This window comes from Cupriavidus sp. WKF15, assembly GCF_029278605.1.
Taxonomy (GTDB): Bacteria; Pseudomonadota; Gammaproteobacteria; order Burkholderiales; family Burkholderiaceae; genus Cupriavidus.
In genome coordinates this window covers 918,724-930,026 of the sequence record NZ_CP119572.1, presented here as the reverse complement: position 1 = coordinate 930,026, position 11,303 = coordinate 918,724, and the positions used below count along the sequence as shown (strand labels likewise).

Below are 11,303 nucleotides of genomic sequence, written 5' to 3'. Positions count from 1 at the left end.
TTCAGGCGGCACCCTCGATGCCACCGTTATACTGCCTGCCAGACACAGACCTCATGCCGAGCCATCCAACATGACCCTCAAGACCGCAACCCAGCGCGCGGCAGTCGGCACGCGCGCCCGGCAGGCGCAGGACAGCCGCGACCGGATCCTGAAGGCGGCCATCAAGGTCTTCGCGCAGCGCGGCTACGACGGCGGCCGCATCGAACGCATTTCCTCGCTCGCCAAGACCTACGACCGGATGATCTACTACTACTTCGGCAGCAAGGAAAAGCTGTTCGTCGAAGTCCTGGAGACCATCTACCTGCAGCTCAATGAAGCCGAGCAGAAACTCGAAGGCGAACTCGACGCGGCCGATCCGGTGCGCGCGCTCTCGCAGCTCATCGACTTCATCTGGCACTACTACCTCGAGCACCCGGAGTTCGTCGCGATCCTCACTAGCGAGAACATCAGCCAGGGCAAGCACGCGCGCAAGTCCGTGCGGCTGCGCGACATTTCCAGCTACGCGCTGTCCGTGCTCGACGGTATCCTGTCGCGCGGCAAGGCGTCGGGCCTGTTCCGACCCGACGCCGGCGCGCGCGACGTCTACATGGTGATCGCCTCGCTCGGCTACTTCTATAACTCGAACCATCATACGCTCAGCGCCTTTCTTGGCGAGCCCATGATGAGCCCGGCCGCGGTGTCGCACTGGCGCGATGTGATCCAGCAGACGGTGCTGCGCGCCGTGGCGGTGCCCGGCGCCGTCCCCGACGCCCCGCCCGCGCCGGCCAGGCCTTCCGGCAAGCCGGCCCGGAAACGCAGCGCGATGGCCGGCTGAGCGGCGTATCGGTCTCGCCGGCACGCGTCAGGCCGCCGCGCGCACGCCCGCCGCGCGCTGCGCGATCTGCGCGAGCGCTTCGTCGCGGCTCAGCACGGTGGCGTACTTCTGCTCCATGTCGAACAGGTTCGCGTCGTGCGGGCCGAGCGCGCGGTCGCCGACGCAGTCCGACAGCACCAGCGGCCGGAAGCCGAGCGACATCGCGTCGACCACGCTCGCGCGCACGCAGCCGCTGGTGACGCAGCCGGCCACCAGCAGCGTCTGCACGCCGCGCTGCGTGAGCCACGCCGCGAGCGAGGTACCGAAGAACGCCGACGGCACGGTCTTGCGCACCACCAGCTCGCCGGCTGCCGGCGCCAGCTCCGGCACGATCGCGCTGTTGTGGCTGTCTTCCTTGAGCGTCAGCATGCCGGGCACCTTCAGCGTGAAGATGTTGTGATCGGCATCGTCATCGGCAAACACGATGCGGCTGTGCGCCACCGGCCAGCCCTGCTCGCGCGCCGCGCGCAGCAGCGGCCGGGTATTGCGGATGGCCTCCGGGATATTACCGCCGCCAAAGACCCTCGGATCGGCAAAGCCGTTGACGAAATCGATGATCAGCAGCCCGTACGGCGGCCGGATCTCCATGGCGGTGCCAAAGCCTTGCCGCTGGTAGGTCTGGACTTCGTCATGCATGGCTGGCGTCCTTGAATAAAGTGTTGACGGGCGCGTGGTGGCCGTCCGTCACCTTGCCCCGCGCCACCACGGGCTCGCCGTCGAGGCTGACCGTGCAGCGGCGCACCGGGATATCGATATGGCAGGCGGTAGTGCGGCTGCCGCCCGCTTCGTTGTTGGGGCCGAACGAGCACAGGAAGTTGCCTTCGAATGCGCGTGCGTCCATGCCGATGGTGGCCTCTCGGTCGTACATGGCCAGCGCGGACCAGCTCGCGCGCGGCTGCAGGCCCCAGCCGATATGCGACATCGCATACGCTTCCGGGTCGTTGAACGATGCCATGTAGTCGGCCAGCAGCTCGGCATCGAGCCCGCCTTCGATCGCCCTCACATAGCCGCCCTCGACCTTGATGCGGATCGGCTCCTGGATATAAGACTTCATCGGCAGCAGGATGTCGCCGCGGTCCAGCACGATGGTGCCGTTGGTGCCGCCTTCGTTCGGCCACGTCAGCACGAAGCCGCTCGGCCAGTGGTCCCAGCGGCCGGGGTCGTCGACGAAGCCGTACTCGCTGATCGCCGGGAACTCGCCGAGGCTGCAGCGCAAGTCCATGCCCGCGTCGGAGACGATATGCATTTCCCGCGCGCGCGACAGCCGCGCCGTGGCGGCCTTCACGCGCTTGCGGTCGGCTTCGGTGGGGACCATGCGCACGAGCACCTCGGGCGGCTCCACCGCAAGCAGGATCTTCGTGCCGCCGCTCAGGATGTCGTGCTGCTCGGGCGAGAACAGCAGCGTCATCAGGTCGAGCACAAGATCACTCGCCTTGAGCGCTGCAATGGCGGCGCGGTTGCCGGTCAGCGGCGTGGTGCCGAGATAGGCCAGTGCGTCGCGGCTCAGCGCCTTCTCGCCATTGACCGGCGGCAGGTCGAGCCGGTTGACGATGGTGCCCATCGACGCGGCCGCCACCATGGCGGTACGCAATGTCTGCGGATGCGTGGCGGCACCGGTCAACACCGTGACCGTCTGGCCGGCTTCCAGCTTCGACAGCGTGAGCACCTGCTTCCACGCCTGGGTCAGGTCGTAATCGCTTACGGGCATGTTCGCTCCTCCGATCGCGGTAATCAGGCCAGCGCGGGCAATGGCGCGCCGAGGAAATCGCCGAAGGCACGGTAGAAGCCGGCCTCGTCGTCCCATGGGATCATGTGGCCGGCATCGGCCACGTGGCTCACCAGCACGCCCGGCAGCAGCGTGCGGATTTCCTGTTCGTCCTCATCGCGCACCACGTCGCCGCGGCCCGCCCGCATCAGCAGCGTCGGCACCGACACGTGCGGCAGGTCGGCGTGGATGTCGTCCTCATGGAAGCCGTTGAAGCTCGCCAGGATCGCGCGTTCGTCGCAGGTGTGCAGCCATTCGGCGCGCAGGCGCAGTTGTTCTTCCGTCCAGGTCGGGCAGAAGCGGCGCATGCGCTCGGCGTCGATGCCGGCGCGCGCGAGGCGGATCGAATCGATATACCAGGGCAGTTGCGCCGGGTAAGCGCGGCGGCCCGGGCCAGAGACCGGCGGATCGACCATCACCAGGCGCGTCAGGCCTGCCGGTTGCTGCCGCGCGGCGCGAACGCCGATGCGTCCGCCCATCGAGTGGCCGACGATCGCGTAGCGCTGCAGGCCCAATGCCTGCGCGAAGGCGATCACGTCGGTGGCCTGCGCATCGAGGCTATAGTCCAGCGTGTCGCCCGCTTCAGACAGGCCGCGGCCGCGCACGTCCAGCACGTAGGTATCGAAGTGCTGGCCAAACTGTTCGCCGACGAAGCCCCAGGTGATCGCCGGGCTCGTGATGCCCGGCACGATGATCACGGCGTCGCGCGACGCGCGCTCGCCATCGTTGCCACCGTAGCGCAGATAGTGTTGACGGATGTCATTGGCCTGGACGTTGCCGCCATAGAGGAAGGTGCTCATGGTGCGGCCCTCAGTAGGCGCCCGACAGCAGCGCGCCGGCACCCGGCACGACCGGCTCCAGGTCCAGTGCGCGCAGCATCGCATACGTGGTGGCGATGGCCGCGGTGATCACCGGCTTGCCGGTCATCGCCTCGACCTTGGCCACGGCCGGCAGCGACGGCATCTGCACGCAGGCCGACAGCACGATGGCATCGACATCGGCAATCTTCATTTGCGCGACGATACCCGGCAGCTTGGCGGGATCGTGGCGGCCCACTTCGAGGTTGTCCGGGATTTCCAGTGCGCGGTAGTCGACGACTTCGTAGCCTTCGTTTCGGATGTAGTCGACCACCAGCTCGGTCAGCGGCTTCATGTACGGCGCGACCACGGCGATGCGCTTCGCGCCGATCACCTTGAGTGCGTCAACCAGCGCACCGGCGCTCGTGATCACCGGGGCGTCGCCGCCATTCTCGACGGTGTGGGCCTTCAGGCGCTGCTCCGACTTGCGGTGGTAGCCGTGCCCCATCGCCATGATCGCGACCAGGCAGGCGTAGCCGAGCACGTCCACGCGCGCATCGGAAAGCTCCACGGCGCAGCGGTCGGATTCGGCATCCATCGCGGCCAGTTCTTCCTTGACCACCTTCTTCATGCGCATGCGGCTGGAATGGAAGGTGAAGCGCTCGGGGCGGACCTGCTGCCGCGCGGTCAGCATGGCCGGGATCTCGGTTTCCATCGTGGTGTTGGAGCTCGGCACGATCTGGCCGATTCGGAAAACTTTCTGCACTGTCGACTCCGTCATCTGTTGTCTTGGGAATGCCTTGTCTACCCGGCCGCTCCCGGCAGTGATGCCGGTCGTCCGCGGTTGCGATTGATTGTAGTGTACACACTATATATGCGCAAACAGATTCTGCGCACCGAAAAGAGCACTCATTCAGTGCGCACTGAATAGCTGATGCCCTTAATTTGCGCATAAATTCGCCATTACTGGGAGAAACCCGATGGCGATCACATCAACATCAGGGTTTTCCATAGGGTGATGCAAATCTGGCTTTACCTTGATTTTTTGAGTGTGTACACTCGTTTTCAACAACTGGCCGCGGAGCCGGCCCCCACTCATCGACCCATGTGTCACCGCCAGGAGAAATAACGTGCAAGGCAAACCGCGAATCGCAATCATCGGCGCAGGACTCGGAGGGACGGCCGCTGCCGCCCTGATGCAGCGCGCCGGCTTCCAGGTCAGGCTCTATGAACAGGCGCCGGCGTTCTCGCGCCTGGGGGCTGGCATCCACGTGGGTCCGAACGTGATGAAGATCATGCGGCGCATCGGCATCGAGGACGCGCTCAATGACATGGGCTGCCACCCCGACTACTGGTACAGCCGCGACTGGGAGAGCGGCGAGGTGATCGCGCAGATTCCGCTCGGCGACTACGCCCTGAAGCACTACGGCGCCAGCTACCTGACCGTGCACCGCGGCGACTTCCACAAGCTGCTCACCGATTCCGTGGCGCCTGGCACGCTGTTCTTCAACAAGAAGCTCGAAAGCGTGACCGACCAGGGCGACGTGGTGCAACTGCGCTTTACGGACGGTACCGTCGACGAGGCCGATATCGTGATCGGCGCGGATGGCGTGAACTCGCGCATCCGCGAAACGCTGCTCGGCGCGGAGCCGCCCAAGTACACCGGCTATGTCGCGCACCGCGCGGTGTTCCCGATCTCGCGCGTCAAGGGCTTCACACATGACCGCTGCACCAAGTGGTGGTCGGACGACCGCCACATGATGGTGTACTTCGACACCGGCAAGCTCGACGAGATCTACTACGTGACCGGCGTGCCCGAGCCCGAGTGGGACATGAGCAAGAGCTGGGTGCCCAGCAGCATCGAAGAGATGCGCGCCGCGTTCGACGGCTGGCACCAGGGCGTGCAGTCGCTGATCGAAGGCACCGTGGAGGTGACCAAGTGGCCGCTGCTGGAACGTGATCCGCTGCCGGTATGGAGCCTCGGCCGCCTCGTGCTGCTCGGCGACGCCTGCCACCCGATGAAGCCGCACATGGCCCAGGGCGCTGCCATGGCGATCGAGGATGCCGCCATGCTCACGCGCTGTTTCGTCGAGGCCGGCACGGACGACCACGCCGCCACCTTCGCGCTGTACGAAGCCAACCGTGCCGAACGCGCCAGCAAGGTCCAGCTGGTCTCGCACAACAACACGTGGCTGCGCACCAACGAGAATCCCGACTGGTGTTTCGGCTACGATGTGTACAACGTGCCGCTGGTTTCGGCCGGACGCCCGCCGCTGTCGGCGGCTGCATGATGTCCGCCTGAGCCGGTTTGCCCGTACGGCCGGTGTCGCCGCTGTATGGGTCCGACGCGCCACAGCCCCTCGCCATGAAGGGGCGCGGCGCAGCGATGCGTGATGTTCAAACCGCCCCCTGCCCCCGATGAACGCGCCCCGCCCCCTGACGCTGCATGTCAACCACGCCGACCATACGGTCTGCGTGGCGCCCGACACGCCACTGCTCTATATCCTGCGCAACGACCTGGCCTGCAATGGCCCGAAGTACGGTTGCGGACTGGGCCAGTGCGGCGCCTGCACGGTGCTGGTGGACGGCACCGCCGCGCGCTCGTGCGTGCTGCCGGTGAAGGCCGTGCTTGGCCATGACGTGACCACGCTGGAGGGACTGGGCACGCCCGCGCACCCCGACCCGGTGCAGCAGGCGTTCATCGACGAGCAGGCCGCGCAGTGCGGCTACTGCCTCAACGGCATGATCATGACCGCGAAGGCGCTGCTCGCGGAGAATCCGGACCCGAGCGAGGCCGAGATCCGCGAAGCGCTGCGCTTCAACCTGTGCCGCTGCGGCACGCACGTGGAGATCGTGCGCGCCGTGCTGCGCGCGGCGGTCCTGCAGCGCGAATGCGCGCAAGGAGCGCAGCCGTGAACGACACGCTGGCACTCCGCTCCGGCACCGCGGTCTCGATGACGGCGGAGAGCCCGCCGCCATTGCCGCGCTGCCTGTCCGCCCATGTGCTGCGCCCGCCCGGACTGCGCTGGGCCGGCGGCGAGCCGCTCGTAGCGCGCCTGCTCGGCGTGGAGGACCAGGACGCTGCCGCGGCGGCGCCGGGCGTGCGTGCCATCGTCGTCAGGAACAACTTCGCTGGCGTGGTGGCGGACACCCCCGAACAGGCCGCGCACGCGGCTGCTTCACTGCGCGCGCGCTGGACCGCTGCGCCAGCAGCGGATACGGCACCCGTACGGCGGCAGGCGCTCGCGCAGCTTGGCAACGCCGCGGGGGCGCTTGCACAGTCGTGCGCACGCCAGGCACAGCACTACCAGTGGCCGCTGGCTGGCGTGGAGGCAGCGACAGCGACGTGTACGGCGGTCGCGGACTGGCGCGACGGCACGCTGCACGTCTGGCTGCCCAGCACGCGTCCGGGCGCGCTGCGTGCCGAACTGGCCGCGCTGCTTGGCATCGCCGAACATCAAGTCACGCTGGTGTGCTGGCAAAGCGCCGACGACAGTGCCGATCCTGGCCTGCTCGCGCACCATGCCGCCGCCGACGCCGCGCTGATGGCGCACGCCGCTGGCTGCTGCGTGCGGCGAACCATTACCGCTGAAGACATCGGGCTGGCCGATGCGACGCTGGACTGGCACATCGACAGCGCGCGCGCCGGCGCCGTCATCGACGCGTACGCCGCCACGCATGGCGGCACCGCAGCGCCGGCCCTGCCGCTCGCGCTGTGGCTGACCCATACGCCGGCTCCGGTGACCAAAGTCGCCGGCGACGCGCAAGCGAGCGACAGCGTGCTGCCGCCGTACCGTATCCCCAACATCGACATCAGCGCTGCCGGTGCGGATGCCGGCTCGCCGGATGCACCGCTCGCCAGCGCCCGCGCACGGGTATTCGCGCAGGAATCGCACCTTGACGAGATTGCCGCGAGTGCCGGCGCCGATCCGGTAGCACTGCGGCTGGAACACCTCGACGACGCGCGCGGCGCGGCGCTGGTTCGCGACGTGGCCGAACGCGCCGGATGGAACCCGTCAGCGCCGCGTGCCGGCGCTGCGCGCTCGGGCAACGTGCGTCGTGGTCGCGGCTTCGCGTATGCGCATGCCGTAGAGAGCGATGATGCGCAAAGCTGGTCGGCGTGGGTCGCGGAAGTGGAAGTCGATGGCACCACCGGCGAACTCGCCGTCACGCGTGTGACCATCGGTCACGACAGCGAAGCGGCCGTGCCGCAGCGCGCCACGCCCGCTTCACCAGCACTCGAACACGTGGTGGCGCAGGCCGCAAGGCAGCTGACCGCGCCAGCGTCCGGCTTTGATGCATGGCCCGCCGGGCAGCCGGAGGCATCAGACACACTGCCCACGGTGACCTGCACCAACGTGCCGGAAATCCGCATGGCCGGCACCCTGGCTACGCGCAATACCCTGGCCGCCGGCCCCGCCGCGACACTGCCTGCGGCGGCGGCCGTCGCCAACGCGATCTTCGATGCCACCGGCGTACGCCTGCGCGAACCGCCGTTCAGCGCCGAGTGCATCCGCCTGGCACTGGACACGCAACCGCCTGAGAAGCGCCGCAGCAAGCGCGGCTGGCTCGCCGCCGCGGCCGCCGCCGCTGCCGGCCTGTGCGCGACGGTGCTGCCGTGGCGCGCGCCCATCGCACCCGTGGCGCCGCCGGAACCCGGCTTCTATTCGGCCGCGACGCTCGAACGCGGACGGCTGGTAGCGGCCGCCGGCGACTGCGCGGTCTGCCATACCGCACCGGGCGGCGTGAAGAATGCCGGCGGCCTGGCGCTGGAAACGCCGTTCGGCACGGTCTACAGCACCAACATCACGCCCGACGCCGAGACTGGCATCGGCACGTGGTCATTCGCCGCATTCGAGCGCGCCATGCGCGAAGGCATCCATCGCGACGGCCGCCGGCTGTACCCGGCGTTTCCCTACACGGCCTTTGCGAAGATCAGTGATGCCGACATGCAGTCGCTGTATGCCTACCTGATGTCGGCCGAGCCCGTGAAGACCAGCGTGCCGCGCACCGAACTGGCCTTCCCGTTCAACCTGCGTCCGCTGCTTGCCGGCTGGAACCTGCTGTTCCACCGTAACGCGCCATTCCAGCCGGATGCCACGCGATCGGCGCAATGGAACCGCGGCGCTTACCTGGCCGAGGGCCTGGGTCATTGCAGCGCCTGCCATTCGCCGCGCAACGCACTCGGCGGCGAGAAAGGCGGGCGCCACTACCTGACAGGCGGCACCGCCGAAGGCTGGGATGCGCCCGCGCTGACCGCGCTGTCGCGCGCGCCGGTACCGTGGACCGAAGACGCCCTGTTCACCTACCTGCGCGGTGGCTATGCCGCGCACCACGGCGCTGCCGCGGGGCCGATGGCTCCCGTCGTGGAAGAGCTGGCGCAACTGCCGGAATCGGATGTGCGCGCCATTGCGCACTACGTCGCGTCGTTCAGCGCCCCGCCGCCCGCGCCCGCGCAAATCACCGCGCAGGCCGCGCAGTACGAGCGGCGCAGCGCCGAGGCAGCCAGATCGCTGGGCGGCCCCGCGGCGCGCCTGTACCAGAGCGCGTGCGCCGTGTGCCACCAGTCAGAGCAGGGCATGCGCCAGTTCGGCGTGAAGCCTTCGCTGGCACTCAACACGAACCTGCACAGCGACCGGCCCGACAATGTGATCCAGGTGCTGCTGCAAGGCATGCCGGCGCCGCCGAACAGCACGCTCGGCGCCATGCCGTCTTACGCCGACAGCCTGGACGACAAGCAGGTCACCGCGGTCACGCAATATCTGCGCGCGCGCTTCGCGCCCGACAAACCCGCGTGGCAGGACGTAGAGGCCACCGTCGCGCGCCTGCGCGCGGCACCCGCGCACTGACCTGATGGAGACCTGCGCGGCACGATCGCCGCGCACCATTTCCACCTGCCGGACGAGGACATGCCGTGTCCGGCGGAACCACTGACGGCGGTGTTCCGCCGCACAGGAGACCCTGCCTGCGCACGCATGGCGGCGCGCGGGAAAACCCCGAGGAGAAAACCGCAGATCGGCCTTGCCGGCCCCTTTCATGTAGCTTACGCTGAACGATCATGTAGCACGCACTACATGAGTGCGAGCAGGGCATGCAGCGGTGCATTCCAGGACAAGGAGCGCGCACCGCGATTGCGTGCCACGATGAATACAAGACCAGAAAACCACCAAGGGTAGACAATAAGGAGTCACGATGACGTATCCACATCACCCATGCATGGCCAGAGTGCTCCCGGCATAGTTCTCGCTTCGCCCGATTGAAGCCCCCCAACGTTACGTTGCAATCGGCGGCGCGACAGCATCACGCGTCAGTCTGGACCCGCGCACTGGTCCGGCCCCCTGCTTCGACAGACGTGTGCATCCGGGTTCAGGAAACAGCCCTCTAACAGACAGGTAGACAGGTAGACAGGTAGACAAAATGTCGTCATCCATTTCATCCATGCCCCCCACGACCATCGCTGACGCGTCGGTAAGCTCGGCCCCGCCGTCGAACCCGAGGGCAACAACGTCCCGGGCCATCACGATCGAGGAAGGCATCCGCGCCGCCGGCGTCGGCCGCTTCCAGTACCGGCTGTTCGTGATCTTCGGCCTGGTCTGGCTCGCCGACGCGATGCAGGTGCTGTCGATCGGCTTCACCGCGCCCTCGATTGCCAAGACTTTCGGCATTCCCGTGCCCACGGCGCTGCAGACCGGAACCATGTTCTTTGTCGGGATGCTGATCGGCGCGTTCGCGTTCGGCCGCCTGGCCGACCGGATCGGCCGCCGGCCCGTGCTGATGATGGCGGTGGTCATCGACGCCATCTGCGGTGTCGCGTCGTCGTTCGCGCCGGATTTCCAGTGGCTGCTGGTGCTGCGTTTCCTGACCGGCATCGGCGTCGGCGGCACCCTGCCCGTCGACTACACCATGATGGCCGAGTTCCTGCCCTCGGACCGTCGCGGCCGCTGGCTGGTCCTGCTGGAATCGTTCTGGGCCGTCGGCACGATCCTGCTGGCGGTGCTGGCGCTGATCGCCGTTTCGCACGGCGATGCAGCCTGGCGCCTGATCTTCCTGGTCACCGGCATCCCTGCGCTGGTCGGCGTGGTCTGCCGCTTCTTCGTGCCCGAGTCGCCGCTTTACCTGAACAAGTCGGGACGCTCGGCCGAGGCACGCGCGGTGCTGCAGCGTGTAGCGGCCGCCAATCGCGTTTCGGTTGAAATCGGCGCGCTCGAGCCGCAGAAGATGGAGCGCAAGTCGGTGCTGGCGCTGTTCGCGACCGGCTTCCGTCGCCGCAGCATCAGCCTGCTGGTGGCGTGGGCGCTGATCTCGATCGCCTACTACGGCGTCTTCGTCTACCTGCCGGTGAAGCTGGCCGGCCAGGGCTTCGGCTTCATGCGCGGCCAGGTCTTCCTGATCCTGCTCGCGCTGGTGCAGCTGCCGGGCTTCGCGCTTGCCGCGCATGGCGTCGAGCGCTGGGGCCGCAAGCCGACGCTGATCGGCTTCTTGCTGCTCAGCGCCGCGGGCTGCATGCTCTACAGCCTGGGCCAGTCTCCCGCGCTGGTGGTCGGCTCCACCCTGCTGATGAGCTTCTCGCTGCTCGGCACCTGGGGCGCGCTCTACGCCTTCACGCCGGAGGTGTATCCGACCGACCTGCGCGCGAGCGGGATGGGTACGGCGGGCGCCATGGCCCGCTTCGGCGGCCTGTTCGCGCCGGCCATCGTTGCCCCGGTCATGACCACGCATTTCACGCTGGCCCTGGTGCTGCTCTCATCGTTCCTGGCCGTGGCGGCGCTCGCGATCTACATGGTCGATATCGAGTCGAAGAACCGGGCGCTCGACTGACGCGCGGCCTGCCGGCACGGCAGGTCCGGAAACGTAGCGACAGGCAGGATCCGCCGCAGCCGCGCGGCGG

Annotated in this window: 9 protein-coding genes; 5 read left to right on the top strand and 4 right to left on the bottom strand. The window is 67.8% G+C overall.

Annotation, left to right across the window (positions count from 1 at the left end; translation table 11 throughout):
• Nucleotides 1–70 precede the first annotated feature (70 nt).
• Nucleotides 71–814, top strand: coding sequence for a TetR/AcrR family transcriptional regulator (locus CupriaWKF_RS04415; protein WP_276099811.1), 744 nt, complete (start codon nt 71–73; stop codon nt 812–814).
• Between the two features lie 27 nt (nt 815–841).
• Here CupriaWKF_RS04415 and CupriaWKF_RS04410 read toward each other — a convergent pair whose 3' ends face one another.
• From CupriaWKF_RS04410 to CupriaWKF_RS04395, 4 genes are read right to left on the bottom strand one after another with little or no spacing between them, the layout of a single operon-like run.
• Nucleotides 842–1,489: an N-carbamoylsarcosine amidohydrolase gene (locus tag CupriaWKF_RS04410; protein WP_276099810.1), complete on the bottom strand. Its 648-nt coding sequence runs from the start codon at nt 1,487–1,489 to the stop codon at nt 842–844.
• Complete coding sequence (locus CupriaWKF_RS04405) at nt 1,482–2,561, bottom strand: 2,5-dihydroxypyridine 5,6-dioxygenase (protein ID WP_276099809.1); 1,080 nt, start codon at nt 2,559–2,561, stop codon at nt 1,482–1,484. The genes CupriaWKF_RS04410 and CupriaWKF_RS04405 overlap by 8 nt, the downstream gene beginning before the upstream one ends.
• Nucleotides 2,562–2,584: 23 nt before the next feature.
• Nucleotides 2,585–3,418 (bottom strand): alpha/beta hydrolase, encoded by an 834-nt coding sequence (locus CupriaWKF_RS04400; protein ID WP_276099808.1) that lies wholly within the window; start codon nt 3,416–3,418, stop codon nt 2,585–2,587.
• 10 nt (nt 3,419–3,428) lie between these two features.
• Nucleotides 3,429–4,130: an Asp/Glu racemase gene (locus CupriaWKF_RS04395; RefSeq protein WP_276100664.1), complete on the bottom strand. Its 702-nt coding sequence runs from the start codon at nt 4,128–4,130 to the stop codon at nt 3,429–3,431.
• 415 nt (nt 4,131–4,545) lie between these two features.
• On the opposite strand from CupriaWKF_RS04395, the gene CupriaWKF_RS04390 reads away from it, so the two are divergent.
• From CupriaWKF_RS04390 to CupriaWKF_RS04375, 4 genes are all read left to right on the top strand, one after another.
• Nucleotides 4,546–5,706 (top strand): FAD-dependent monooxygenase, encoded by a 1,161-nt coding sequence (locus CupriaWKF_RS04390; protein ID WP_276099807.1) that lies wholly within the window; start codon nt 4,546–4,548, stop codon nt 5,704–5,706.
• 127 nt (nt 5,707–5,833) lie between these two features.
• A complete protein-coding gene (locus CupriaWKF_RS04385; protein WP_276099806.1) occupies nt 5,834–6,331 on the top strand; it encodes a (2Fe-2S)-binding protein in 498 nt (165 codons plus the stop codon).
• Nucleotides 6,332–6,369: 38 nt separating this feature from the next.
• A complete protein-coding gene (locus CupriaWKF_RS04380) occupies nt 6,370–9,264 on the top strand; it encodes a c-type cytochrome (RefSeq protein ID WP_276100663.1) in 2,895 nt (964 codons plus the stop codon).
• Between the two features lie 568 nt (nt 9,265–9,832).
• Nucleotides 9,833–11,233, top strand: a complete 1,401-nt coding sequence (locus tag CupriaWKF_RS04375; protein ID WP_276099805.1) for an MFS transporter — start codon at nt 9,833–9,835, stop codon at nt 11,231–11,233.
• Nucleotides 11,234–11,303: the final 70 nt, after the last annotated feature.

Excerpts from the sequence above, each read along its gene's own strand:
- CupriaWKF_RS04410 (WP_276099810.1), bottom strand. The coding sequence starts at position 1,489 with ATGCATGACGAAGTCCAGACCTACCAGCGGCAAGGCTTTGGCACCGCC.
- CupriaWKF_RS04380 (WP_276100663.1), top strand. The coding sequence starts at position 6,370 with ATGACGGCGGAGAGCCCGCCGCCATTGCCGCGCTGCCTGTCCGCCCAT.
- CupriaWKF_RS04405 (WP_276099809.1), bottom strand. The coding sequence starts at position 2,561 with ATGCCCGTAAGCGATTACGACCTGACCCAGGCGTGGAAGCAGGTGCTC.
- CupriaWKF_RS04385 (WP_276099806.1), top strand. The coding sequence starts at position 5,834 with ATGAACGCGCCCCGCCCCCTGACGCTGCATGTCAACCACGCCGACCAT.
- CupriaWKF_RS04375 (WP_276099805.1), top strand. The coding sequence starts at position 9,833 with ATGTCGTCATCCATTTCATCCATGCCCCCCACGACCATCGCTGACGCG.
- CupriaWKF_RS04400 (WP_276099808.1), bottom strand. The coding sequence starts at position 3,418 with ATGAGCACCTTCCTCTATGGCGGCAACGTCCAGGCCAATGACATCCGT.
- CupriaWKF_RS04415 (WP_276099811.1), top strand. The coding sequence starts at position 71 with ATGACCCTCAAGACCGCAACCCAGCGCGCGGCAGTCGGCACGCGCGCC.
- CupriaWKF_RS04395 (WP_276100664.1), bottom strand. The coding sequence starts at position 4,130 with ATGGAAACCGAGATCCCGGCCATGCTGACCGCGCGGCAGCAGGTCCGC.